Genomic DNA, 23,696 nt, shown 5'->3' with positions numbered 1-23,696 from the left:
TTTCTTAGGTTTTATCAGTATTAAAAACAAAAAATCTATACAAACATTTATGGCAGATTCTACATCTAAAAAAGAAAATAGCAAAAAGAAAGCTTTAAAAAAATTAGAAAAATTAAACAAAAGAGAGAATAGAAAAGAGAATAACAACAAAGGAAAATCATTAGAAGATATGATTGTCTATGTTGATGTACTTGGTAATTTTACAGATGTACCACCTCATTTACAAGACAAAGAAGCCGATTTGCTGAATAATAAAAGATTTGAATCTGATAACAGAGATGTTTTTATAGAAGGTATGGTTGATATCTACAACGATTCAAAAGGTTTTGGTTTTATTAAAGTACCAGCTTCTAACGATAAAATCTTCTTCCACTTCAAAGAATCAAAAGAATTACTTAAAGTAGGAGATCAAGTACAGTTCAAAAAAGAAATGTCTGAAAAAGGATTCAGAGCAATTCAAATATCAAAAAAATAAATTAATTAAATATACAACTATGCAAGAAGGAACAGTAAAATTCTTCAACGAATCAAAAGGGTTTGGTTTTATCTCTAACGCAAACGGAGGTGAAGATGTTTTTGTACATGTTTCTGGATTAATTGACAAAGTAAATGAAAATGATCAAGTTACTTTTGATATTGAAAAAGGAAAAAAAGGTCTTATGGCTGTTAATGTAAAAAGAAAATAAAAAAAGAATCCTTATATAAGGATTCTTTTTTTTGAACTATATTTAATTTCTAAAAGAGTATTTATGTACACAATATTACATAATTCGCGTTGCGGAAAAAGTAGAGATGCAGTAAAGGTTTTGGAAGAGTCTGGAAAAGATTTTGAAATAAGAGAATATTTGAAAGAGCCTTTGACGAAAGATGAATTGAGAACTATTTTAACAAGACTAAATCTAAAACCAATTGATATAGTAAGGACAAATGAAGAAGATTGGAAAATAAATTTTAAAGGAAATGAACTTTCTGATGATGAAATTTTGAATGCTTTGGTTGAATATCCAAAATTGATTCAACGTCCAATAGTGACAGATGGAAAAAGTGGAATAGTAGGTCGTCCAAAAGAATTGGTAGAAAATTTTATTAAATAAAAATGGTTTGATAATTGTAAGTATTTCTAAGACTAAACATAAAAAGCTATGAAAATTTTAGATGCATTAACAAAAAATCAAACGGAGAAAGGAACTAAAATAGGTTTATTAACAACAGCCGCTACAACGGGAGTAACGGTAGCTAAATTTTTGGGAAAACGTTCAATATATGGAATAATTGGTGGAGTAGCCGTAACATTGGCTGCAGAATATATCCGAAAAAAATATGAAAAGAAAGTTGAAGCTGAAAACGAAACTATTTTAGAGAATAAATAAAAAAAGAGTTTTGAAAAAAACTCTTTTTTGTATTATATATTTTTGTTTTGTTCTTCTGCATCACCAACCATATTTCGAACAATTCCTGGATTCGAATGTTTTTTCTTCATTTTCAAATTCAAGAATTCGACTAAAACAGAGAAGCCCATGGCAAAATAAATGTATCCTTTCGAAATGTGTTGATCAAACCCTTCTGCTAATAACGAAACGCCGATTAATAATAAGAATGATAAAGCCAACATTTTAACCGTTGGATGATCGTTCACAAATTTAGAAACCGCACTTGCTGAAAGCATCATAACTGCAACAGCAATAATTACAGCCGCAATCATAACCTCAATATGTTCTGCCATACCAACTGCTGTAATTACAGAATCTAATGAGAAAACAATATCTAAAATTAAGATTTGTACGATAGTTCCTGCAAAAGAATGGACTTTCACTTTTCCTCCGGTTTCTTCAACACCTTCTATTTTGTGGTGAATTTCTACAGTCGATTTATAAATCAAGAATAATCCTCCGATTAGTAAAATCAAATCTCGACCAGAGATAGCTAATTTTTCTAACCATTCGGTTGAAGTAATGCCAATCCATTCGCCGATATTGAAAAGAGGAGTGGTAAGACTCATCACCCAACTTAACGAGAATAAAAGGATTACACGTGTAAACATGGCTAAAAATAAACCAAGTTGTTGTGCTTTCTTTTGCTGATGTGCAGGTAATTTTCCTGACAAAATAGAGATAAAAACAATATTATCAATCCCTAAAACGATTTCTAACATTGTTAATGTAAATAATGCAACTAATGCATCTGGTTGTAAAAAAATACTAAAATCCATCGATTAATTTTGAAGTTTCGAAAATACAACGAAGAATAAGAATTAAAGTTTGAGTAATAATTATTTGATGTTAATTTAACATTAAAACATATACAAAATTATTTACAGATTAAATCAATTAAATCGTTTTAGCAATATAGAATTAAACTCTACTTTTGCGAAAAAGACTTAGAATGATTTCAAAAGTTCAACTTCGGTTGCAGTTTCTCGTACTTCTTTGGGGATTTACAGGAGTTTTCGGAAAATTAGTTACAATGAGTGCGTTGCCAATGGTTTGGTATCGTGTTCTTATTGGGGCTATTGCTGTTTTTATATATATGAAATTCAGAAAAATGGATTTCAAAGTAACTAGAAACGAATTGTTGAGATTACTTGCTATCGGTGGAATTGTAGGAATACATTGGTTTACATTTTATTTGTCGATTAAACTTTCTAATATCTCAATTGCGTTGAGTACGTTGTCGATGGGCGCACTTTTTAGTGCGATTTTAGAACCTATTTTTTTTAAACGAAAAATTAATCTGCTCGAAATAATTCTTGCTATAATCGTTTCCACTTGTGTAGCTGTTATTTTTAATGCATCACCAGAAGATTATAAATTGGGAATTATCATTGGTATTTTGTGTAGTTTTCTATCGGCATTGTTTGCAGTGCTTAATTCGAGATTACCAAAGTCAATCAAACCAACTAAAGTTACTTTATACGAAATGATTGGTGGAGTTATCACACTTTCGATGGTAATGATTCTTTTTCAGCCAGAAGCTATTTCTGAAGTTGTAAATATAAGTTGGTCAAACTTAGGATGGTTGACTTTGCTTGGTGTCATTTTTACAGCTTTTGCACAAATAGAATCAGTTGATTTGCTGAAACATGTTAGTGCTTTTACGTTGATGTTGAACGTAAATTTAGAACCAGTTTATGGCATCATTTTGGCAAGTCTTATTTTTGGAGATTCAGAACATATGAATCCTATATTTTATATTGCTACAGGGGTAATGGTACTTTCTATCATTATGAACGGAATATTAAAAACAAGATTTTCTAAATAATTTATTGTCAAAAAGACGCATTTGTTTTAAAGAATGCTTATCATTTAATATCTTTGCTTCAATTGAAAAGTAAACCATAATCACATGATACACTCTATTATTACAGGTGTTGGGCATTATGTTCCCGAAAGAGTTGTTACAAACTTTGATTTAGCTGAAGTGATGGATACCAATGACGAATGGATTCAGGAACGTACAGGGATTGTCGAAAGAAGACATATCGAGCCAGGTTCTAAGATTTCGTCTACAGATTTGGGAGTTATTGCGGCTAAAAATGCGTTAGAAGATGCAGGAATCACTGCTCAAGATATTGATTTTATATTATTTGCGACTTTATCTCCCGATTATTATTTTCCTGGAAATGGTGTATTGGTGCAAAAAGAGTTAGGTTGTCGTACAATTGGGGCAATGGATATTCGTAACCAGTGTTCTGGCTTTGTATATGCGTTATCAACTGCTGATGCTTTTATCAAGGCTGGTGTTTACAAAAATATTTTGGTGATTGGAGCAGAAGTTCATTCATTTGGATTGGATATGTCGGATGAAGGTCGTGGTGTTTCAGTAATTTTTGGAGATGGAGCAGGAGCGGTAATTGTTTCGGCATCGGAAGAAGAAGGACGTGGAATTTTATCGACTAATTTACATTCTGAAGGTGAATTTGCCGAAGAATTAGCAGTTACTTTCCCTGGAACAAAAACAGGTTGGTCAGACGAATTATTGAAAGAAGGTAATACGTTAACTAAAAAAGAGATTTATCCATATATGAATGGGAACTATGTTTTCAAGCATGCGGTAACTCGTTTTCCAGAATCAATTATCGAAGCTTTATCGACTGCGAATAAAAAGCCAGAAGATTTAGATTTATTTATTCCACATCAGGCGAATTTGCGTATTTCTCAATTTGTACAAAAACAATTGGGATTACCAGATGAGAAAGTTTATAACAATATTATGCGTTACGGAAATACTACGGCAGCATCTATTCCTATTGCATTGAGTGAAGCAAAACAAGAAGGTAAAATCAAAAAAGGTGACTTAGTAATGATGACTGCTTTTGGAGCAGGATTTACATGGGGCTCTGTTTTGATGAACTGGTAAGTAAGTTTGAATTTAGATTTACAAATTTAGAATATAAAAAAAACCTTCACTTTTTAGTGAGGGTTTTTTGGTTATATTTGATTGATTTAAAAAATTATTAATGAAATATTTATTGATTCTCATAATTGGTTTAATGAGTTGTTCGCAACATAAAATATCAAAAAATGTAAAGGATCAAGATTATATCTTTTTTCTCCATAATAAATATTTAGAAACGCATAACGATGGAGATTATGATACAGTCTATAAAACTAAAATTGAGTATTCTAAAGTTTTGAATTCATTCAAGAAAGACGGTTTTATTGTGATTAGTGAGAAAAGAAAGCCGAAAACAGACGGAATAAAATATGCAAAAAAGGTTGTTAAGCAAATTGATAGTTTGATTAATACAGGTGTTAAACCTAATCATATTACGGTTGTAGGAACTTCGAAAGGTGGTTACATTGCGCAATATGTATCAACTTTTAAAAATAATCCTCAAATCAACTATGTATTTATTGGTTCGTTTCAAGAAAGTGATTTAGAAGAAATGCCTGATATAAAATTTTCTGGAAATGTTTTAACCATTTACGAGAAGTCTGATGCATTTGGCGTTTCAGCTATAAAACGTAAAGAAAATTCAACCAATAAAATCAATCATTTCAAAGAAATTGAATTAAATAATGGCTTAAAGCATGGTTTTCTTTATAAAGCTCTTGATGAATGGATTGAACCAAGTAAAAAATGGGCGAGGAGAAATTATGATTTTAAATAAATGATTCATTTATAATTTTTCCTAAAAATCACTCGAACTGACAATTTTTATTCAATCTGTACAAGAAATATCTTATACAAAAAAAGGTTAGACTCTAAAAAAAATAGAATCTAACCCAAGTTTATTTTGTTACTTAAATACTATAAGAAATGGTGATATTAAGATTTCCTTACTTCAATTTTTTAGCAACATACATTTTTTCTGCTAATTGAACAGCTTTGTACGCATCAACAACACCGCCTGTTACAGAAATATCTGTTAAAGCAGGATTTTTGTTGACAGATTCTAACAATATTTGTTTGATATCTGTTGCAGTTAATTTAGGATAATGTGCCCAAACCAAAGCCGCAACTCCTGCTACAACTGGAGAAGCCATAGAAGTTCCGCTTTCATTTTTGTATTCCCCATCTTTATTAGGAACAGTAGAATATATTTCATTTCCTGGCGCAAAAACATCTACAGACTTTTTACCAAAATTAGAAAAACTTGCTCTTAAATTGTCATTATCCATTGTATTTGCTCCAACTGTAATTACGTTTTTAGAAACTTCTACACCTTTGTCGTCATAAACGGTAGGGAAGTGAATTTCGTCATCAATATTTACGTTTTCATTTCCTGCAGCTTTAATCAATAAAAGACCTTTTTTCTCAGCATATTTAAATGCATCCCAAACAATTTGTTTATCAGGAGAATAAGCTTTTCCAAAAGACATATTTAAGATTTTTGCTCCATTATCTGCTGCATAACGAATGGCATTCGCAACATCTTTATCACGTTCGTCTCCATTTGGAACTGTACGAACTGACATGATTTTTACATAACCATTTCCAGCGATTCCATCCATTCCAATTCCGTTACCAGATTTTGCTGCAATAATTCCAGAAACGTGTGTTCCGTGCATAGAATCAGGGCCATCTACATCATTATTTCCGTAAAAACGTTCTGATTTATCAGCATAATTATCACCAACAATTGGACGAGGATCTAATTCTGTATTCAAGTTAATTTCAACTTGTTCTTTGTAGTATTTTGTTCCTTCTGAAATTTCATTTCCAACTTCTGTTAAGAAATCTTTCATTGATTTTCCTTCCCAAGCTTCTTTCGGAACCATACCAAAAATAATCATCCCTTGTTGTGCTTCTTTAGAAACAGGTTTAAAAGACATCATATTTTTTTCATTCAACTCTTTTTCGCCCCATTCTTTAATCAAAGCAGGAAATGCAACTGAGAAAATATCATTCATCTGCACATATTGCGCTGCATTTTGTTTTGCTTCGGCTAATTTATTTTCGAACTCAGGTTTTATTTTTTGATATTCTTCCAATTCTTTTGGGAATTTTGTTTTGTTAGAAGCTGCATCTTTACTTTTTTCGAATAAATCGCGGTATTTTACAAAAAGACGTGTTAACTCTAATGTATCTCCATCAACATTTTTACCATCTTTTCCTCCAATAAAATTCCAACCATGAATATCATCAACATAACCATTCTTGTCATCATCAATTCCATTTCCAGCAATTTCTTTGGTGTTTGTCCAAATATTATCTTTTAAATCTGGGTGAGTAATCTCAACTCCAGAATCTAAAACACCAACAATTAACTGTGAAGGTTTACGTTTTTTTGATTCTAAAAATTGTAAAGCTTTTTGAGTATTTACACCATAAACACCACTTTCTTCTAAAGATTCGTGTTGCCAATATTTTTGATCAACTTTAGGCAATGGTAGAGCAGTTGTCGTTTCTTGTGCGAACGATGCCACACCAACAAACATGGCAACTGATATACTTAATAAGAATTTTTTCATAATTGATTTATCTATATGTCGAGAAACAACCGAAATTGTTACATCTAAAATTATCTCGAGTTTAAACGCAAAAAAGGCTCCAAAATTTGAAGCCTTTTTATAATGTTGTGTTAAATTTAAAATTATTTCAATTTACGTTGTTTGTAAATTTCTTCAGCTTTTTGTACAGCTTTGTAAGAATCTACAACACCTCCAGCAACAGAAATCTCTTTTAATTGCTCATTTTTATTAACTGTTTCCATTAAGATATTACGAATATCTTCTGCAGTTAATTTTGGATAATGTGACCAAACCAACGCTGCAACACCAGCAACAGCAGGTGAAGCCATAGAAGTTCCGTTTAAGAAACGATATTGATCAACCCCTGGATATGTTGCATAAATCTCTTGTCCTGGTCCAAAAACATCTACCGATTTTTTACCATAGTTAGAGAAACGAGCTTTTAAAGCATTTGGATCTTTAGTAGAAGCACCAACCGTAAGAACAGATTTAGAAACAACATTTCCATTTCTAAAATTAGTTGGATAATGTACATGAACATCAATATCTTCGTTGCTATTTCCAGCCGCTTTAACGATTAAAACACCTTTATCAGAAGCATATTTGAACGCATCCCAAACTAAATCTGCATCAGGAGAATAAGGTTTTCCGAAAGACATATTCAAGATTTTTGCTCCATTGTCAACTGCGTAGTAAATTGCATTTGCAACATCTTTATCGCGTTCGTCTCCATTTGGAACTGTACGAACCGACATAATTTTTACATTATTTCCTCCAGTCGTTCCTTCAGAACCGATATTATTTCCTCTTACAGCACCGATAATTCCAGCAACGTGAGTTCCGTGAGAAGATTCAGGTCCGTTAGAATCACTGTTTCCATAAAAACGCTCTTTTTTATCATTTGGATTGTCAACATCTTTACGATCAACCAAATCTAAATTTAAGTGAGAAGATAAAGCATCTCCCTTCGCAGCACGACGAGCAGCTCCTAAATAGGTATTCGAAACTTCTTTCATCGTTTTCCCAACCCATTGCTCTTCTTTCAATTCACCAAAAATCCATAAAGCTTCTAAGATTTGAGAATCTGTTGGTTGGTAATTTTTTAAAATATCTTTAGTTAATTTAGTATCTCCAAATTCAAGAACCATTTTATTTACACCACCTTCAACAGCATTCAATTTAGATTGAGCAACTTGTTGGTTATATTTTGCTTTTCCTACAGCGCTTAAATATTCTTTTTCAATTTTTTGAAATTCAGCATATTCAGTAGGATTTTTTACAATAGCTTCATGATTTTTCTTTTGATCGAAAGTTGCGTATTTAGATGATAAAGCTTTGTAAACACGTGTTAATTCAGTGGTATCATCATTGTAATTGATTCCTTTTGCTGTTCCTAAAAAAGACCATCCATGTACGTCATCAATGTAACCATTTTTGTCATCATCGATTCCGTTTCCTGGAATTTCTTTTGGATTTGACCACATATTTGCTTTCAAATCTTCGTGAAAATTTTCAACACCGCTGTCCAAAACTCCTACAATAATTGTATTTGCTTTTCTTTTGTTGTCTTTTAAGAATTGTAAAGCTTGATCAGTATTTACACCATAAACACCTGTTTGTTCTACACCTGCATGATACCATTTTTCTTTTGGTACTTCTGTTGTTTGTGCTTGAACAAACCCTAATGTAAAGGCAAATCCTAAAGCAATAAATAATTTTCTCATGTTGTTATTTTATTAAGTTTTTTAAATATACTGCGGCACTTGGTCCTTCGCTAAAAAGTAAATCTAAGATACTCAAACCTTCTATAAACTCAAATTTATCATCAAAAACTTGTGCATATTCTGGTAGGTTATACTGAGGTGCTTTTTTAGCAGAAAATTGATTTCTGAAATCATTTTCAGGATTCAGATCTTGATAGGTTTCAGTTTTAGAAATCTCCAAATCTAAGCTTAATTTCTTGTTGATGAAATCAATTGTTTTTAGATTAAAATCTAAAAGAAATTTCTCTTTTTGTTCTAAAATTGGAATAATTTCATCTTCATAATATTCAAAATATGGAGAACTTTGATAAGCTGACTTTAAAGATTTGATGTGTTCTTTTTGCCAATCATATTCATAAGAAGGTTGCAAATCTTTGAACAAACGTGTTCCGTTGTGTAAAATTGGAATATTCAACATTAATTTACCATTTGCACCCAAAATATACATGCGGTTACGGTAAGTTTGCTTTTGAAAATTTTCTTGAACTTCGATATCCAAAGTTTGGCTTTTTACCATTTCTGCATAGTAATCAATCGGTCCAAAATAAAAAGCTGCAAACGTATTTTTCATTCTATTATTTTATATGGAAATGTGCATTACAAGTAGCTTATAATGCACATTTATAGTGTTGTTAATTTTATAATTTAGAGGATTTTAATCGCTCTTTTTATTAATATTTGTTCTTCTTTTTCTCTTTACGAGCTTTTACAATATCATATCCAATCCAACCAATTAAGGCAATTAGAACATAAATTCCGTAAGAAGTTTTGTCAGGATTATCATTATTAATTGATGTAAAGAAACGATTCCAAATAAATTTCTTAGGAGCAGCAGGCTCGAACATTCCGTTCATATTTGCCCAAATCATAATAGGACGACCAATAATATGATCTTCTCCAACATAACCAAAGAAACGTGCATCTAATGATTGATTTCTGTTATCACCAACCATAAAATAGTAATTTTGTTTGATTTCGTATTTATCTGTTTTTTGATCATTGATAAATACATCAAACTTACCGTTTGTAGAATCAACTCTTAATGTATTGTTTTCATAGCGACGAATAATGTTAATATATTGCGCTAAAGTCTCTTTGTTAACATCAACTACATCACCTTTTTTCGGAATGTATAAAGGTCCGTATTGATCAGGATTCCAGTTTTTGTTTACTGGAAAAATAGTGTTTGTACTATCAATTTTTCCATTTACAATATGTTCCGTTTTTTCACCTACAGGTTGTAAAATAGGTTCAACAGAAACTACATTTGCATTAGATTTCATTGCTGTAACATGAGCATCAGTCAAAGCTGCAAATTGATAAATAAATGTTCCGTCGCTTTGTTTTGCAGCATTATAATCTGTACTTATGATTCCAAAATTATCGTATAATAATTTATCACTGAAAGGAGTTTTTACAACAACTGTATAAGCATGCTGAACTTGTGCATCTTTTTTCGGAATGAATTTTTTATCGTTTACATATAAAACTCCATTACGAATCTGTACAGTTTCTCCTGGTAAACCAACTAAACGTTTTACATAAGCATCTTTACGATCAATCGCATTGTAAATAGAATCTGTAGGATAGTTGAAGACAACAATGTCGTTCGATTTTAAATCTCTCCAACCTGGAATACGCATATAAGGTAGGCGAGCTTTGTCGATAAAACCATCTCGGTAAATAAATTCTGAGAATGGAATTCCGATTGGTGTCATAGGAACACGCGCTCCGTGACTTACTTTTTCTACAAATAAAGCATCACCAATTTTGATTGTATTTTCCATTGATCCTGTTGGAACAATCATTGGTTGAATAAACCAGTTATGAACCAAAGTTGCTAAAACAAGGGCAAAAATTAAGGAAGAAACAAATGTTGGTTTGCGTTTTTCTGGACCTAAATATTTTGGATTATCAGAATAATTAACCGCAAAAATGTATAAACCTAAAGTCAAAACCATAATGACTTTGTCTTTTGTTTCAATTTTTCCGTAAGAATCTCCTAAATCAACAAAGAATACTAACCAAAAAATAGGACCAACAATTGGCAAATAAAATAGAATAATCCACCATTTTGGACGATGGATAATTTCTAAACCTTTCCAGATATTTAGAAAAGGAATATAAGCTTGAATTGCTTGCTTTCCAGCATTTTTATATAATTTCCAAGTTGCAGCTCCAAAGATTATATTGGCAATAATAAAACCAATTAACCAGTAAATTAGTACATGCATAAGTTTTTGATATTTAGTATTTTAATTTAGTTCAGTTCAAGTACATCTTTCATTGTGAAAACACCTTGTTTATTCCAAATCCATTCCGTAGCAATCACGGCACCTAAGGCAAAACCTTTGCGAGAATGCGCCGTATGAGAAATCTCAATAGTATCTACATCAGAGTTATATTGTACGATATGTGTTCCGGGAACATCCTCGATTCTTTTTGCTTCAACTGGAATAATGTCTTTTGCTTTTTCGTCCATCGACCAAGAATTATATGTTGAATTGTCAATAATTCCTTCTGCAATTGTAATCGCTGTTCCAGAAGGTGCATCAAGCTTTTGTGTATGATGAATTTCTTCTAGATTAATTTGGTATTCGTTACGATATTTATTCATCATTCGAGCTAAAATAGAATTTAATTCGAAGAATAAATTAACGCCCAAACTAAAGTTAGAAGCATATAAAAAAGCGGTGTTATTTGAAATTGCTAAATGATTAATTTCTTCTTGTTTATTTAACCATCCTGTTGTTCCACAAATTGTTGCGACTTTATTTTCAAGTAATACTTTAAGGTTGTCGTAAGCAAATTCTGGTCTAGAAAATTCTATTGCAACTTCAACATCATTTAATTCTTCCGCAAGTGGAGTACGAGATATTTTAAGTACAACTTCGTGTCCGCGTTGAATTAAAATTTCTTCAATGGCTTTTCCCATTTTTCCGTATCCTATTAATGCAATTTTCATCTGTAATTTCTAAAATTTTAAGTTAAATGCCAATCCTAAAACTGGCTCTAATGTCATTTCATCTTGAATGACTGTTGGTTTGAATGACATTTCTGTGTCATTACGAACTGTGAATAAATGCGCATCAACAGTAGCATCTACAATATTTAATAAATAAGCTAATGCAGTTAAAGCGACACTATAATCACGTTTTCGTTTGTAATCATCTTGAATAACTGCCAATTGTTCTGCAGATAAAATTCCTGTGAATTCGTTTGGTGTTCCTTCTCTTACCGCAATATAAGCTTTTCGGTATTTTTTGTACAAATTATTGTAATAAATCGTGAAACCTGTTCCTGTACCTACTAAACCAAGCGCAATAGGTGCTTTTAACCATTTTTTGTTGTACAATTGTCCAGCACCAGGTAAAATAGCCGAATACAAAGATGCTCTAATTGGACTTTTTTCCATCAAAACTTCTTTAGTTACGCTCATTGTATCGTTTACAATAATATTATTTTCGACAACGACTAAAGAATCCGTTTTAACCTGACCAAAAGCAAACGTCGAAGAGATCGTTAATCCAAGTAAGAATGATTTAATTTTCATTTAAAAATTTTCTTAATCGTTCAAACTCATCATCTGAAGTAAAATTCAGAATGATTTTACCTTTTCCATTATTTGCACGTTTTATTTCAACTTTCGTATTCAATAAATTTGAAATAGAACTTAATGCTTCTTTGTACTGATAAGGCAATTCATTTGTTGCTTTTTTTTCAGGTTTGCCTTCTTTTATCGATTTGATTAAACGTTCTGTATCACGTACAGATAAATTGTTTTTGACAATTTTTTCGTAAATATCAAATTGTAAATCAGTATCATCAATAGCCATCAAAGCGCGACCGTGTCCCATTGAAATCATTCCGTCACGAATTCCTGTTTGGATAATTGGGTCTAATTTTAATAAACGCAAATAATTGGTAATAGACGTTCTGTCTTTCCCAACACGTTTACTTAATTCTTCTTGTGTTAACTTGATTTCATCAATCAATTGTTGGTAAGAAAGCGCAATTTCGATCGCATCTAAATCTTGACGCTGAATATTTTCGACCAATGCCATTTCCAGCATTTCTTGGTCATTTGCTAAACGCACATAAGCCGGAATTGTTTTTTTACCAGCTAATTGCGAAGCGCGAAAACGTCTTTCACCAGAAATCAATTCATATTCACCTGTTGGTTTTTTACGAATCGTAATTGGTTGAATAACGCCTAATGTTTGAATAGACGAAACCAATTCCTCTAAAGCTTTTTTATCGAAATTCGTTCGTGGTTGCCAAGGATTCGCGGTGATTTTTTCTAAATCTATTTCCAAAATATTTCCAACCAATTTTTTAGCACCTTCATCTTGTGCAGTTTTTACAGTTGGTTCATCCTTTAATAGAGCAGATAATCCACGTCCCAAGCGATTATTTTTATTTGGCTTTGCCATTTTATTTAAACTGTATCGTTGTTGTTAATTAAAAATTCACGCGCTAAATTTAAGTAATTTTCTGCACCTTTACTTGCTGCGTCGTACTGAATAATTGTTTCGCCAAAACTTGGTGCTTCTGACAAACGTACATTTCGAGTAATAATTGTTTTGAAAACCATTTGCGGAAAATGATTGTTCACTTCGTCTAAAACCTGATTAGAAAGGCGTAAGCGAGAATCATACATCGTTAACAATAAACCTTCGATATCCAGTTCCTTGTTGTGATGTTGTTGAATTCCTTTTATCGTATTTAATAATTTACCTAAACCTTCTAACGCAAAATATTCGCACTGAATAGGAATAATCACAGAATCAGCAGCTGTAAGCGCGTTCAAAGTAATCAAGCCAAGTGAAGGCGCGCAATCTATAATAATATAATCATATTGATCTTTGATTTCTGACAACGCGTTTTTTAACATGTATTCGCGGTTCTCGTAATCTACAATCTCAATCTCGGCAGCAACTAAATCTAAATGAGCAGGCATCAAGTCTAGGTTTGGCGATTCTGATTGTAAAATAGCTTTGCTTGCAAGTACTTCATTTTCCAATACTTCATAGGTTCCTGCTTCGATTTCATCCAAATCAAAACCCAAACCAGATGTTGCATTTGCTTGCGGATCTGCGTCAATTAATAAAACTTTTTTCTCTAAAACACCTAATGAAGCGGCAAGGTTTAACGAAGTTGTCGTTTTACCAACACCACCTTTTTGGTTAGCAATAGCAATAATTTTACCCATAATTTACGTTCAAAACGATTTCAAAAATACAATATTTAACCTTGCTAAACCTTAAAGAAAAAATAAATTTTTGAATAATTGTTGAATATTTGTTTTACATCATAAAACATCAGTTCTGTAAAGCTAAATTTTAATATTATTTTATCTTTTTAACAGAATTAAAAAACTTATATTTGCGACAAGTATTTTTATAATTTTTTTAATAAAAAAAGTTGATGAGTTTTAACCTTTTATTCGAAAGCGTTGAGAATAGAAAGAGCTTTAACGCAGTAGTTTTAATGAATAGAAACGAATTTAAGAATTATTCTTTCCCCTTATTGCTTCGCAATGTATATTATGCGATACGTCTGTAATACCCTAATTTTTTTGCAAAATTTTTAGAATTATTAAACACACGTAACATTTATAAAGCATAATGAAAACTAAATACATAGATTTAATCACGCAATCATTTGACTTTCCACAAGATGAATTTGAATTAGATGGAGAGTACTTAAAATTTAATGGAATTGACCTAAAAGCTTTGGTCGAAGAACATGGAACACCATTAAAATTCACATATTTGCCTAAAATTTCGCAAAACATTCAGAAAGCGAAAGGTTGGTTCGAAAAAGCGCGTGAAGAGTTAAACTATGAGGGAACTTACAATTATTGTTATTGTACAAAAAGTTCTCACTTTCGTCACATTTTAGGTGAAGCATTAAAAAACGATATTCACATTGAGACATCTTCTGCATTTGACATTAATATTGTCGAAAATTTGATTGGAGAAGGTTTGATTACAGACGATCAGTATGTTGTTTGTAACGGTTTCAAGCGTGAGGAATATGTAGAAAATATTGCTCGTTTGGTAAATAGCGGACATCGTAAAACAATCACAGTGATTGATAATTACGAAGAAGTTGATTTGTTTTCAGAAGCAATTGAAGGTGATTTTGAAATCGGAATTCGTATTGCATCTGAAGAAGAGCCAAAATTTGAGTTTTATACCTCTCGTTTAGGAATTGGGTACAAGGATATTGTACCGTTTTATCAAACAATGGTAAAACCAAATGAACGCATTAAAATGAAAATGCTTCATTTCTTTATCAATACAGGAATTAAAGACAATTCATATTATTGGAATGAGTTGACAAAATGTTTGAGAGTTTATGTAAACCTTAAAAAAGTTTGTCCAGAATTAGATAGTTTGAATATTGGTGGTGGATTCCCAATCAAAAATTCGTTGAATTTCGAATATGATTACGAATACATGGCGAAAGAAATCTTGTTGCAAATTAAAATGATTTGTGATGAAGAAGGAATTGCTGTTCCAAATATTTTTACAGAATTTGGTTCGTTTACAGTTGGAGAAAGTGGAGGAGTAGTCTACAAAATTCTTTATCAAAAGAAACAAAATGATAAAGAGTATTGGGATATGATCGATTCTTCTTTTATGACAACTTTGCCAGATGCTTGGGCAATTTCGAAACGATTTGTAATGTTGCCAATTAACCGTTGGTACGATAAGTATGAACGTGTATTATTAGGAGGTTTAACATGTGATTCTGATGATTATTATAACTCAGAACAGCATGTAAATGCCATTTATCTTCCGAAATATGATCAAGCAAAACCATTGTATATCGGTTTCTTTAATACAGGAGCTTACCAAGATAATATTAGTGGTTTTGGTGGAATTAATCACTGTTTAATTCCTCAGCCCAAATATATTTTGATTGACGAAAATTATGAAGCAAAAGTATATTCAGAAGAACAAACGCATCAAGATGTGTTGAATACTTTGGGATACAAATAATTGAATTTTAAATAAATAAAATACAAATAAAATGAGTAAAGGACCAATCAGTCAGTTTATAGAACATAACTATAGACACTTTAATGCAGCTGCTTTAGTTGACGCTGCAAAAGGATATGAGCAACACTTGTTAGAAGGTGGTAAAATGTTAATTTCTTTGGGTGGAGCAATGTCTACTGCTGAATTAGGAATTTCATTAGCTGAAATGATTCGCCAAGATAAAGTGCACATCATTTCTTGTACAGGAGCAAATTTAGAAGAAGACGTAATGAATTTAGTTGCGCATTCACACTATAAAAGAATTCCAAATTACCGTGATTTAACGCCAGAGGAAGAGCGCGAATTGTTAGATACGCACTTCAATCGTGTTACAGATACTTGTATTCCAGAAGAGGAGGCTTTTCGTCGTTTACAAGAGCATTTAGAGAATGTTTGGCATGCTGCTGAAGAAAAAGGTGAGCGTTATTTACCACACGAATTTTTATATCAAGTTGTAAATTCTGGAGTTTTAGAGCAATACTACGAAATTGATCCGAAAGATTCTTGGATTGTTGCTGCAGCTGAGAAAAATTTACCTATCGTTTGTCCAGGTTGGGAAGACTCTACAACAGGAAACATTTTTGCGTCTAACGTAATCAAAGGTAATTTAAAAGCGTCTACAGTAAAATCTGGAATTGAATACATGATTTACTTAACAGAGTGGTATCGTGCTAATTCTGATGGTAAAGGTGTAGGTTTCTTCCAAATTGCTGGTGGTATCTCTGGAGATTTCCCAATTTGTGTTGTTCCAATGATGTACCAAGATTTAGAGTGGACAGATGTTCCTTTCTGGGCATATTTCTGTCAAATTTCTGATTCTACAACATCTTACGGATCTTATTCTGGAGCAGTTCCAAATGAGAAAATTACATGGGGTAAATTAGATGTTGATACGCCAAAATATATGATAGAATCTGATGCGACAATCGTAGCGCCATTGATTTTCAACTATATTTTAGGAAACTAATCAATAGAATATTAAGCATAAAAAAAACCACTTCAATTGAAGTGGTTTTTGGTTTTATATTGTTCAGATAATTAATCTTTCATTGCTTCACCAGCTTTTCTATGTGTAAATTTTCCATAGATATGTCTTCTAGCAAAACGGCTTGGAGAGTCAGAATTTACCATTTTGATGTACGTGTTTTTAGGAACACCAAAATACTCGTAATGATTTCCATCTAAATGTTCTACTTTCAAAATTTGTTCATCCATATAAAAATCATGAATGTTAGATTTTGCAGTTGTAATCGTATATTCTTCTTTGTTTTTTTCGTGCGTTTCAGGATTAATACTTACTAAAAAGTGGTATGCTTCGATCACAACTTTACTTTTTTCTTCAGCTTCTATTTTACCTGCTTCGTCGTTGATAAATTTATCAGGATGCGCATCTTTCATCGTATTTCTGTAAATTGTTTTCAACTCTTTTAGAGTTACATTTTTATCAACTCCAAGTAATTTTCTGTGTTCTACAACGCTTTTCATAATTATAATCCTTTTTTCGGAGTGCAAAAGTACGGATTATAAATCACGAAATGCGCTTAATATCCATAAGTTTCGTTAAGGTTATGATAAATAATTTTCTTTTTGTTGAGAATTTGATATTCAATTCCAATACTATCCTTGTTTATAGAAATCAGTTTAGCTTGCTGAATAGGTTCGTTTTCGTATTCATATAGCTTTGGATCATCAGAATTAATATTTAATGTTTCAGAAACAATATCACTATAATCTGGTCTCGCGATATTGTTTGATTTTTCTAAAATAGGAAATTTAGATTCAGAATTATAGATATAAGCACGTTTCATTGCCATAACTTTTTTCGTAACTACTATTTTATATTCATCGTTTACTTTAATGGTTTGAATTGTATTCATATTGAATAAAAAACTAACGATAGATAGAAACAGAATTGCCATTGGTAAAATGCTCAATCCAACTAAAGCAAAAAGTAAAAAACCATAAATTTTGATATAGATAATTTTCCAAAATTTAATAACGATGTAAAAGGTGAAGATAATCGAAGTCCAAGCAAGAATATGATAGGTATATTCTCCTTTTAAATTCAAACCCATAAGGTTTAAACTCAATAAAAATAAAATGAGAACAACTGAAGAAATGATGTAGATTTTGAGTGATTTTGGCATTTAGGTTATGATTTATTTTTTCGAATATACATTATTTATATGATTTAATCGTTTTGTGTTAAATGAATTATCTCGAATATTTTTGTAATTTTAAACAAGCTAACAACAAACAAAATAAGTATGAAATTGAAAGACGTTCCTGAATTGAAAAATTCTATTTTAGATCTTCCTTCAAAAGAAAAAGATAAACTTCTTTTGCGTCTTATCAATAAAGATGAAACTTTAGTAGAACATTTGCATTTTCAATTATTAGAGAATGAAAATGATTTGCAAGATCGTGTAAAAAATATTTATGAAAAGATTGATTTTCAGTTTGAAAAGTCTCATCACTTAATTAATCAGATTAACATAAATAGAAGTCATCGTCAATTGTTGTTGACGTTAAAAACATTGAGTGGAATTGTGAACTATCATGTTCAAATTACGAAAGATAAAGTGTCAGAATTTGAATTGAGAAAATATATCATTCAAGAATCTTTTAGTCGTTATCCTTATCTTTTTGAAACTTATACAACAGGAGATAATGCAGAAAAATTATACAATTATCAACATGGCAGATTGAAATTGATTTTTTCTATTTTTGAAAAATTTCATGAAGATTTAAAATTTGATTACCAGAACGATATTGATGAAATTAATACTTTTTTAAGAAAAACTCCTATAAATTTTAAACTTCAATAGTTCTTTTAAACAAAAGGTTGCTTATCTAATATTGTATAAAATAATAATTAAATTTACTATAATTGACTTATTATTAATTGGTTTGGTCTATTTTTTGTTAGTCTTAAAAATAGTGGATTAACAAATTATTAATTTAATTTATTGTTAAATAACGAAAAAAGTATAGTTAGTTCTGTGTAAACCGAACTAACTATTTTATATTTGCATGGTTTTGTAGATTATACACATTATGAATATAAAAAATCAAGCATGTAATTCGGATCTTTTTTGCAGCTTTAGTGCTTTTTTGGAGAGAACTTACAGTTTTCCTCCATTGACAGCTAAGTTGCAAGCATACATGATTTTAGAGTCTGATGAGGAAGGATTCACGTTTGAAGAGCTTCTTGAGATTTTTAATGTTAGTAAAAGTTCCTTATCAAACTCTATTAACTACTTACTATCGATGAAACACATCGAGTACATAAATAAAATTAACTCTAGAAAAAGATATTTTAGATTAAATTTTAATTATTTGACAGAGAAATTAGATTTTTTATTTGAAATGATTTCTCAAGATATAGGTTATACAAATCGAATAAAAGAACATAAACTAGCGAATAATACGCTTTCTAAAAATGTTGAAAATAGAGTAGTTGATATCTATTTGGAACATCTTAATCAAACAAAAGTGATATTAGACGAAACAATACAAAAAATAAATAAAATTCAACTAGAAAATAAGTAAAAGTAATATGAAAAACGTTAACGTTATAATGGTTGGTGCTTTGGCAATAGCTTTGAGTTCTTGTGGAAAGAAAGACAATGCTGCTGCTCAACAAGCACAAGGTCCAACACCTTATCCGGTAGTTGATGTGCCTACGAAAGTGGTGACGAGTTATGATGAATACCCTGCAAATATTCAAGGTATCGTAAATAATGATGTTCGTGCAAAAATCCAAGGATACATTACAGAAGTTTATGTTGATGAAGGCCAATATGTACAAGCTGGTCAGCCTTTGTTCAAATTAGAAACAAATGTTTTAACTCAAAATGCGGATGCTTTAAAATCTGGTGTTGGTGCTGCGCAAGCTAATGTAAAAGCGGCTCAGGCTAATGTAAGTGCAGCGCAAGCGGCAGTGCAAGCAGCTCAGGTAGAGGTAAACAAATTAACTCCTTTGGTACAGAAAAACATTATTAGTAATGTACAATTAGAAACTGCAAAAGCTAATCTAGCAAAAGCACAAGCGAGTTATAATCAAGCTGTAGCTGCTAAGTCTCAAGCGCAGGCTGGTGTTACTCAAGCGCAAGCAAGTTATAAAGGAGCGCAAGCAAATGTTGACTATTCTGTTGTAAGAGCACCTATTAGTGGAGTAGTTGGTTCTATTAATTCTCGTCAAGGGACATTAGTTGGTCCTACGGATCAAACTCCAATTACTACAGTTTCAAATACAAGTAGAGTATATGCCTATTTCTCTATGAATGAGAAAGAATATTTAAACTTTATTTCTAAATCAGAAGGAGCTAGTTTAAAAGATAAATTAAACAAAATTCCAGCAGTAGAATTAGTATTAGCTAATGGAGATGTTTATCCTGAAAAAGGTAAAATACAAACTGTAACTGGTCAAATTAATCCAACAACAGGTACAATTGATTTCCGTGTAACGTTCAATAATGAAGCTAAGCTTTTGGCAAATGGTAACTCAGGACGTATTCGTGTTCCAAAAACTTATGTTGATGTATTGGTTGTGCCAGAGGCTGCAACATTTGAACAACAAGGTATGACTTATGTTTACAAAGTAACAAAAGATACAGCTTACGCAACTCCAATTACTGTTGTAGAAAGAGCTAACAATATGGCAGTTGTAAAAGACGGAGTGAAAAAAGGTGATAAAGTTGTAGCACAAGGTGTAGGTAAATTACGTGATAAAACAGCTGTTAAACCAACTCCAGCAAACTTTGATCAAATCGTAGAATCGACAAAAACGGTATTCTAAATTGTAAATAGATATGTTAAAAAAGTTTATTGAAAGACCCGTACTATCTACGGTAATTTCTATCCTTATATTGATATTGGGTATACTGGGGCTTATATCGCTTCCGGTAACACAATATCCAGATATTGCACCCTCTACTGTAAAAATTTCAGCTTCGTATCCCGGAGCGAATGCAAAGACAGTAATGGAGTCTGTAATTATTCCGATAGAGGAACAGGTGAACGGGGTTGAAGGAATGGATTATATTTCTTCTACTGCCTCTAATAACGGTTCTGCTTCTATCGATGTTGTATTTAAACCAGGTGTAGATGGAGATATCGCACAGGTAAACGTACAAAACCGTGTGGCACGTGCTACACCATTATTACCTTCGGAGGTAACTCGTTCTGGGGTTGTGACACAAAAACAACAGACATCAGCATTGATGTTTGCTTCGTTTAGTTCAACAAACCCTAAATATGATGAGATTTATCTTCAGAATTATTTGAACATCAACATTATTCCAGCCTTAAAACGTGTAAACGGTGTAGGGGATGCAACTGTATTTGGTGCGATGACTTATTCTATGCGTATTTGGTTAGATCCTTCTCGTATGGCAAGTTATGGTTTAGTTCCTTCTGAAGTTTCTGCAGCTTTATCTCAAGAATCTCTTGAAGCTGCTGCTGGTTCGTTAGGGGAAAACTCTGGACAATCATTCCAATATACAATCACATATTCTGGGCGATACAAGACAGAAGATCAATATCGTAATATTGTTATTAAATCTTTACCAAACGGACAGGTTCTTAGATTAAAAGATGTAGCGAATGTAGAATTTGGTGCTCAATCTTATGCAGGACGTTCTGCAATGGATGGAGATCCTTCTGCTGTATTTGCTGTTTATCAAACGCCAGGATCTAATGCACAAGAAATTATTGTAAACTTAAGAGCTGAGTTAGAAAAAGCTTCTAAATTATTACCAGAAGGAGTTTCTTACACTATCTTAATGGATACAAATACATTCTTAGATGCGTCTATTTCTAAAGTTGTTCACACAATGATAGAGGCGTTTATCTTAGTATTTATTGTTGTATATATTTTCTTACAAGATTTCCGTTCTACATTAGTACCATTGATTGCGGTACCAGTGTCTATTATTGGTACATTCTTTTTCCTTAATTTGGCAGGATTCTCGTTAAACTTATTAACGTTATTTGCCTTAGTACTCGCCATTGGTATTGTGGTAGATGATGCCATTGTTGTGGTGGAAGCCGTGCATGCTCGAATGGAGTCTCATCACGAAGCTCCTATGGATGCAACAAAAAATGCGATGGATGAAATTTCTGGAGCAATCGTTTCGATTACATTAGTAATGTGTGCGGTGTTCGTACCAGTAACATTTATCTCAGGACCAACCGGAGTATTCTACAAACAATTTGGTATTACTTTAATTGTTGCCATTTTAATTTCGGCATTAAATGCCTTGACATTATCTCCAGCATTGTGTGCTTTATTCTTAAAACCACATCAAGAAGGAGAGCAAAAACGTAACTTTATTCAGCGATTCTTTGATGCTTTCAATGCTTCATTTGATCGTATGACACATAAATATGGTAATTCATTCAAATTTTTAATTAAACACAAATGGATTTCATTCTTATTGATTATTGTAAGTGGTTTAGGAATTTGGGGTGTTGGAAAGATGATGCCAACAGGTTTCGTACCAACTGAAGATAATGGGTTTATTATTGGTAATATCGAGTTACCAGCGGGTGCTTCTATGGACCGTGTATATGAAGTTGAAAAAGAATTCCAGAAAAAAATTGAAAAAATTCCTGGATTAGATAAAGCAACAATTATCTCGGGTAACTCTATTATTTCTGGAGCTGGTTCTAACTATGGTATGATGTTCATTAAATTGAAGCCATTCGAAGAACGTACAACAGATGCTTTATCAGTACAATCAATCATTGGACAATTATTTGGTGCTGCAGCTCAAATTCCTGATGCTCAAATGATTTTCTTCCAACCACCATCAATTCCAGGTTTTGGTATGTCTTCTGGTTTCGAGTTGAAATTATTAGATAAAACAGGTGGAGATATTGCTGATTTTGATAAAGTTGCAAAGGAATATATTGGTGCTTTAATGCAACGTCCAGAAATTATGTATGCTCAAACATCTTTAAACACAGGTTTTCCTCAATACGAAATCGATGTTAATATTGAAAGAGCAAAACAATCTGGTGTTTCAGTAAGTTCTATTTTCTCAACTTTACAAGGATATATTGGAGGATTATATGCAGCTGACTTTACACGTTTTGGTAAACAATACCGTGTGTACATTCAAGCTTCACCAGATGATCGTATCAATGAAACAAGCTTAAATAAAATGTTCGTGAAAACGGATGCAGGTTCAATGACACCAGTTTCACAATTTGTGACTTTAAAACGTGTGTATGGTCCTAACTCTGTTAACCGTTTCAACTTATTTACATCAGCTAATATTACAGGAGCAGTAAAACCAGGATTCTCTACAGGTGATGCGATTACAGCAATTAATCAAGTTTCTGAACAAACATTATCTACTTCTTATAGTACTGACTTTACAGGTCTTACTCGTGAGGAGATTAATTCAGGTTCTCAAACAGCAATGATTTTTGCTTTATGTATCGTATTCGTGTACTTTATCTTATCTGCACAATATGAATCTTATGTTTTACCATTCGCAGTATTATTATCTGTTCCTTGTGGTATGATGGGGGCGTATTTATCTCAATGGTTAGCTGGATTAGAAAATAATATCTATTTCCAAATTGCCTTAATCATGTTGGTTGGGTTACTCGCTAAAAATGCCATTTTGATTGTAGAGTTCGCTTTACAAAGACGTGTACACGGAATGTCAATTGTTCAGGCAGCTATAGATGGAGCTAAAGCTCGTTTACGTCCAATTTTGATGACATCTTTTGCCTTTATTTTAGGATTAATGCCATTAGTATTTGCAACAGGTGTATCATCTGCTGGTAACCGTTCTGTAGCTACTGGAGCAGCATTTGGTTTATTGGTAGGTACAATTTTAGGTTTATTTGTTATTCCAGTATTGTTTGTTGTTTTCCAAACATTACAAGAAAAAGTTAAACCAGTTAAATTTGATCGTCCACAAGAAGAAATTGAACATAATAATTCAATCTAA

24 protein-coding genes are annotated in these 23,696 nt (G+C 32.0%); 13 read left to right on the top strand and 11 right to left on the bottom strand.

The window, feature by feature from the left end; all coding sequences use genetic code 11:
- Positions 1 to 49 precede the first annotated feature (49 nt).
- The 4 genes from B3792_RS11635 (at position 50) to B3792_RS11620 (ending at position 1,370) form a co-directional block, all read left to right on the top strand.
- Positions 50 to 475 (top strand): cold shock domain-containing protein, encoded by a 426-nt coding sequence (locus tag B3792_RS11635; RefSeq protein ID WP_038335861.1) that lies wholly within the window; start codon positions 50 to 52, stop codon positions 473 to 475.
- Between the two features lie 19 nt (positions 476 to 494).
- The gene (locus B3792_RS11630) at positions 495 to 686 is read left to right on the top strand and encodes a cold-shock protein (protein ID WP_135837000.1); all 192 of its coding nucleotides are present in this window, start codon (positions 495 to 497) and stop codon (positions 684 to 686) included.
- Between the two features lie 63 nt (positions 687 to 749).
- Positions 750 to 1,094 carry an arsenate reductase family protein gene (locus tag B3792_RS11625; protein WP_286494920.1) on the top strand — a complete coding sequence of 115 codons (345 nt, stop codon included), beginning with the start codon at positions 750 to 752 and terminating at the stop codon, positions 1,092 to 1,094.
- Between the two features lie 48 nt (positions 1,095 to 1,142).
- A complete protein-coding gene (locus B3792_RS11620; protein ID WP_125350054.1) occupies positions 1,143 to 1,370 on the top strand; it encodes a hypothetical protein in 228 nt (75 codons plus the stop codon).
- A 32-nt stretch (positions 1,371 to 1,402) separates the two neighbouring features.
- On the opposite strand, the gene B3792_RS11615 is transcribed toward B3792_RS11620, so the two are convergent.
- Positions 1,403 to 2,209 carry a TerC family protein gene (locus tag B3792_RS11615; RefSeq protein ID WP_125350055.1) on the bottom strand — a complete coding sequence of 269 codons (807 nt, stop codon included), beginning with the start codon at positions 2,207 to 2,209 and terminating at the stop codon, positions 1,403 to 1,405.
- Between the two features lie 173 nt (positions 2,210 to 2,382).
- Here B3792_RS11615 and B3792_RS11610 point away from each other — a divergent pair, with 173 nt between their 5' ends.
- From B3792_RS11610 to B3792_RS11600, 3 genes are all read left to right on the top strand, one after another.
- Positions 2,383 to 3,258: a DMT family transporter gene (locus B3792_RS11610; protein ID WP_280035784.1), complete on the top strand. Its 876-nt coding sequence runs from the start codon at positions 2,383 to 2,385 to the stop codon at positions 3,256 to 3,258.
- A gap of 84 nt (positions 3,259 to 3,342) precedes the next feature.
- The gene (locus tag B3792_RS11605; RefSeq protein WP_291069636.1) at positions 3,343 to 4,356 is read left to right on the top strand and encodes a beta-ketoacyl-ACP synthase III; all 1,014 of its coding nucleotides are present in this window, start codon (positions 3,343 to 3,345) and stop codon (positions 4,354 to 4,356) included.
- 100 nt (positions 4,357 to 4,456) lie between these two features.
- Positions 4,457 to 5,110, top strand: a complete 654-nt coding sequence (locus B3792_RS11600) for a dienelactone hydrolase family protein (protein ID WP_219033984.1) — start codon at positions 4,457 to 4,459, stop codon at positions 5,108 to 5,110.
- 169 nt (positions 5,111 to 5,279) lie between these two features.
- On the opposite strand, the gene B3792_RS11595 is transcribed toward B3792_RS11600, so the two are convergent.
- The 8 genes from B3792_RS11595 to B3792_RS11560 all read right to left on the bottom strand — a co-directional run bounded on the left by B3792_RS11595 (position 5,280) and on the right by B3792_RS11560 (position 13,889).
- Positions 5,280 to 6,914 (bottom strand): S8 family peptidase, encoded by a 1,635-nt coding sequence (locus B3792_RS11595; RefSeq protein ID WP_219033983.1) that lies wholly within the window; start codon positions 6,912 to 6,914, stop codon positions 5,280 to 5,282.
- 122 nt (positions 6,915 to 7,036) lie between these two features.
- A complete protein-coding gene (locus B3792_RS11590) occupies positions 7,037 to 8,638 on the bottom strand; it encodes a S8 family serine peptidase (protein WP_286494915.1) in 1,602 nt (533 codons plus the stop codon).
- 4 nt (positions 8,639 to 8,642) lie between these two features.
- Complete coding sequence (locus B3792_RS11585; protein ID WP_180904454.1) at positions 8,643 to 9,248, bottom strand: WbqC family protein; 606 nt, start codon at positions 9,246 to 9,248, stop codon at positions 8,643 to 8,645.
- Positions 9,249 to 9,348: 100 nt separating this feature from the next.
- Complete coding sequence (gene lepB, locus B3792_RS11580) at positions 9,349 to 10,911, bottom strand: signal peptidase I (protein ID WP_219033981.1); 1,563 nt, start codon at positions 10,909 to 10,911, stop codon at positions 9,349 to 9,351.
- A 26-nt stretch (positions 10,912 to 10,937) separates the two neighbouring features.
- Positions 10,938 to 11,642 (bottom strand): 4-hydroxy-tetrahydrodipicolinate reductase, encoded by a 705-nt coding sequence (dapB, locus tag B3792_RS11575; protein WP_291061703.1) that lies wholly within the window; start codon positions 11,640 to 11,642, stop codon positions 10,938 to 10,940.
- A gap of 9 nt (positions 11,643 to 11,651) precedes the next feature.
- A complete protein-coding gene (locus tag B3792_RS11570) occupies positions 11,652 to 12,230 on the bottom strand; it encodes a DUF5683 domain-containing protein (protein WP_291061701.1) in 579 nt (192 codons plus the stop codon).
- A complete protein-coding gene (locus tag B3792_RS11565; RefSeq protein ID WP_291069634.1) occupies positions 12,220 to 13,110 on the bottom strand; it encodes a ParB/RepB/Spo0J family partition protein in 891 nt (296 codons plus the stop codon). Before B3792_RS11565 ends, B3792_RS11570 begins: the two co-directional genes overlap by 11 nt.
- A 5-nt stretch (positions 13,111 to 13,115) precedes the next feature.
- The gene (locus B3792_RS11560) at positions 13,116 to 13,889 is read right to left on the bottom strand and encodes a ParA family protein (protein WP_038330582.1); all 774 of its coding nucleotides are present in this window, start codon (positions 13,887 to 13,889) and stop codon (positions 13,116 to 13,118) included.
- Between the two features lie 415 nt (positions 13,890 to 14,304).
- Here B3792_RS11560 and B3792_RS11555 point away from each other — a divergent pair, with 415 nt between their 5' ends.
- A complete protein-coding gene (locus tag B3792_RS11555; RefSeq protein WP_291069632.1) occupies positions 14,305 to 15,687 on the top strand; it encodes an arginine decarboxylase in 1,383 nt (460 codons plus the stop codon).
- A 31-nt stretch (positions 15,688 to 15,718) separates the two neighbouring features.
- On the top strand, positions 15,719 to 16,693 hold the full coding sequence (locus B3792_RS11550; protein WP_038330586.1) for a deoxyhypusine synthase family protein: 975 nt from the start codon (positions 15,719 to 15,721) through the stop codon (positions 16,691 to 16,693).
- Positions 16,694 to 16,764: 71 nt separating this feature from the next.
- Here the strand turns inward: B3792_RS11550 and B3792_RS11545 are convergent, their stop codons facing one another.
- On the bottom strand, positions 16,765 to 17,211 hold the full coding sequence (locus B3792_RS11545; RefSeq protein WP_038330588.1) for a KTSC domain-containing protein: 447 nt from the start codon (positions 17,209 to 17,211) through the stop codon (positions 16,765 to 16,767).
- A gap of 56 nt (positions 17,212 to 17,267) precedes the next feature.
- Entirely contained in the window at positions 17,268 to 17,801 is a 534-nt protein-coding gene (locus B3792_RS11540) for a hypothetical protein (RefSeq protein ID WP_115000382.1), read from the bottom strand.
- Between the two features lie 192 nt (positions 17,802 to 17,993).
- Here B3792_RS11540 and B3792_RS11535 point away from each other — a divergent pair, with 192 nt between their 5' ends.
- The 4 genes from B3792_RS11535 to B3792_RS11520 all read left to right on the top strand — a co-directional run bounded on the left by B3792_RS11535 (position 17,994) and on the right by B3792_RS11520 (position 23,696).
- Positions 17,994 to 18,554, top strand: a complete 561-nt coding sequence (locus tag B3792_RS11535; RefSeq protein WP_291067680.1) for a hypothetical protein — start codon at positions 17,994 to 17,996, stop codon at positions 18,552 to 18,554.
- Between the two features lie 229 nt (positions 18,555 to 18,783).
- Entirely contained in the window at positions 18,784 to 19,278 is a 495-nt protein-coding gene (locus tag B3792_RS11530; RefSeq protein ID WP_038330593.1) for a GbsR/MarR family transcriptional regulator, read from the top strand.
- Between the two features lie 7 nt (positions 19,279 to 19,285).
- Complete coding sequence (locus tag B3792_RS11525; protein ID WP_038330599.1) at positions 19,286 to 20,527, top strand: efflux RND transporter periplasmic adaptor subunit; 1,242 nt, start codon at positions 19,286 to 19,288, stop codon at positions 20,525 to 20,527.
- A gap of 13 nt (positions 20,528 to 20,540) precedes the next feature.
- Positions 20,541 to 23,696 carry an efflux RND transporter permease subunit gene (locus B3792_RS11520; protein WP_291048550.1) on the top strand — a complete coding sequence of 1,052 codons (3,156 nt, stop codon included), beginning with the start codon at positions 20,541 to 20,543 and terminating at the stop codon, positions 23,694 to 23,696.

The organism is Empedobacter sp. UBA5924 (assembly GCF_002431085.1).
Lineage (GTDB): Bacteria > Bacteroidota > Bacteroidia > Flavobacteriales > Weeksellaceae > Empedobacter > Empedobacter falsenii_B.
This window is presented reverse-complemented; position numbering and strand designations above follow the sequence as displayed.

What these genes read in the sequence shown, in the direction of transcription:
- dapB (WP_291061703.1), bottom strand. Translation starts at nt 11,642, where the DNA reads ATGAAAATTGCATTAATAGGATACGGAAAAATGGGAAAAGCCATTGAA.
- B3792_RS11555 (WP_291069632.1), top strand. Translation starts at nt 14,305, where the DNA reads ATGAAAACTAAATACATAGATTTAATCACGCAATCATTTGACTTTCCA.
- B3792_RS11625 (WP_286494920.1), top strand. Translation starts at nt 750, where the DNA reads ATGTACACAATATTACATAATTCGCGTTGCGGAAAAAGTAGAGATGCA.
- B3792_RS11615 (WP_125350055.1), bottom strand. Translation starts at nt 2,209, where the DNA reads ATGGATTTTAGTATTTTTTTACAACCAGATGCATTAGTTGCATTATTT.
- B3792_RS11570 (WP_291061701.1), bottom strand. Translation starts at nt 12,230, where the DNA reads ATGAAAATTAAATCATTCTTACTTGGATTAACGATCTCTTCGACGTTT.
- B3792_RS11610 (WP_280035784.1), top strand. Translation starts at nt 2,383, where the DNA reads ATGATTTCAAAAGTTCAACTTCGGTTGCAGTTTCTCGTACTTCTTTGG.
- B3792_RS11545 (WP_038330588.1), bottom strand. Translation starts at nt 17,211, where the DNA reads ATGAAAAGCGTTGTAGAACACAGAAAATTACTTGGAGTTGATAAAAAT.
- B3792_RS11600 (WP_219033984.1), top strand. Translation starts at nt 4,457, where the DNA reads ATGAAATATTTATTGATTCTCATAATTGGTTTAATGAGTTGTTCGCAA.
- B3792_RS11630 (WP_135837000.1), top strand. Translation starts at nt 495, where the DNA reads ATGCAAGAAGGAACAGTAAAATTCTTCAACGAATCAAAAGGGTTTGGT.
- B3792_RS11595 (WP_219033983.1), bottom strand. Translation starts at nt 6,914, where the DNA reads ATGAAAAAATTCTTATTAAGTATATCAGTTGCCATGTTTGTTGGTGTG.
- lepB (WP_219033981.1), bottom strand. Translation starts at nt 10,911, where the DNA reads ATGCATGTACTAATTTACTGGTTAATTGGTTTTATTATTGCCAATATA.
- B3792_RS11540 (WP_115000382.1), bottom strand. Translation starts at nt 17,801, where the DNA reads ATGGGTTTGAATTTAAAAGGAGAATATACCTATCATATTCTTGCTTGG.
- B3792_RS11585 (WP_180904454.1), bottom strand. Translation starts at nt 9,248, where the DNA reads ATGAAAAATACGTTTGCAGCTTTTTATTTTGGACCGATTGATTACTAT.
- B3792_RS11620 (WP_125350054.1), top strand. Translation starts at nt 1,143, where the DNA reads ATGAAAATTTTAGATGCATTAACAAAAAATCAAACGGAGAAAGGAACT.
- B3792_RS11525 (WP_038330599.1), top strand. Translation starts at nt 19,286, where the DNA reads ATGAAAAACGTTAACGTTATAATGGTTGGTGCTTTGGCAATAGCTTTG.
- B3792_RS11535 (WP_291067680.1), top strand. Translation starts at nt 17,994, where the DNA reads ATGAAATTGAAAGACGTTCCTGAATTGAAAAATTCTATTTTAGATCTT.
- B3792_RS11530 (WP_038330593.1), top strand. Translation starts at nt 18,784, where the DNA reads ATGAATATAAAAAATCAAGCATGTAATTCGGATCTTTTTTGCAGCTTT.
- B3792_RS11565 (WP_291069634.1), bottom strand. Translation starts at nt 13,110, where the DNA reads ATGGCAAAGCCAAATAAAAATAATCGCTTGGGACGTGGATTATCTGCT.
- B3792_RS11635 (WP_038335861.1), top strand. Translation starts at nt 50, where the DNA reads ATGGCAGATTCTACATCTAAAAAAGAAAATAGCAAAAAGAAAGCTTTA.
- B3792_RS11590 (WP_286494915.1), bottom strand. Translation starts at nt 8,638, where the DNA reads ATGAGAAAATTATTTATTGCTTTAGGATTTGCCTTTACATTAGGGTTT.
- B3792_RS11605 (WP_291069636.1), top strand. Translation starts at nt 3,343, where the DNA reads ATGATACACTCTATTATTACAGGTGTTGGGCATTATGTTCCCGAAAGA.
- B3792_RS11550 (WP_038330586.1), top strand. Translation starts at nt 15,719, where the DNA reads ATGAGTAAAGGACCAATCAGTCAGTTTATAGAACATAACTATAGACAC.
- B3792_RS11520 (WP_291048550.1), top strand. Translation starts at nt 20,541, where the DNA reads ATGTTAAAAAAGTTTATTGAAAGACCCGTACTATCTACGGTAATTTCT.
- B3792_RS11560 (WP_038330582.1), bottom strand. Translation starts at nt 13,889, where the DNA reads ATGGGTAAAATTATTGCTATTGCTAACCAAAAAGGTGGTGTTGGTAAA.